Raw genomic sequence first — 605 nt, forward strand, 5'->3', positions numbered from 1 at the left:
TGGCAGAGAGGAAGGGATTCGAACCCTCGATACGCTATTCACGTATACACGCTTTCCAGGCGTGCGACTTAAACCACTCATCCACCTCTCTGTGGACTATTATCCTGACTTGTTATCAGAATAATGTGAAAAATTGACTGATTGATTTATCAGTGGTGCCCAGGAGAAGACTCGAACTTCCACACCCGTGAGGATACTAGCACCTGAAGCTAGCGCGTCTACCAATTCCGCCACCTGGGCAATTTAAATTTTCTTAAGCAAAGAAGCACCAAATTATTTGGTGCCCAGGAGAAGACTCGAACTTCCACGCCCGTGAGGACACTAGCACCTGAAGCTAGCGCGTCTACCAATTCCGCCACCTGGGCTTTGCTTTATTCTTCAATTTAAGGTAGAGTTGACTACCTGAACTGCGAAGAAGCAGCTATTATATATTTTAAAAAAAGAATGTCAACTATCAAAATGAACAAAAATACTAAATCTTTAAATTTACGAGAAAAAGACCCGTATTTGGAGCGGGAGAAACAACGTTACGCTCATCCGTTGCCCAGCCGTGAATGGGTCATTGAATTATTGGAACAAAAAGGTGTGCCGACAAAAATCGAAGC

At 43.6% G+C, this 605-nt stretch carries 3 tRNA genes; all 3 read right to left on the minus strand.

Going from position 1 to position 605, the window contains the following annotated elements:
- The 3 genes from ACTHUM_RS17630 to ACTHUM_RS17640 all read right to left on the minus strand — a co-directional run bounded on the left by ACTHUM_RS17630 (nt 1) and on the right by ACTHUM_RS17640 (nt 365).
- Nucleotides 1-91 (minus strand) — tRNA-Ser (locus ACTHUM_RS17630).
- A 62-nt stretch (nt 92-153) separates the two neighbouring features.
- Nucleotides 154-240 (minus strand) — tRNA-Leu (locus ACTHUM_RS17635).
- 38 nt (nt 241-278) lie between these two features.
- A tRNA-Leu gene (locus ACTHUM_RS17640) sits at nt 279-365 on the minus strand.
- Nucleotides 366-605 lie beyond the last annotated feature (240 nt).

This window comes from Neisseria sp. P0021.S006, from assembly GCF_051956895.1.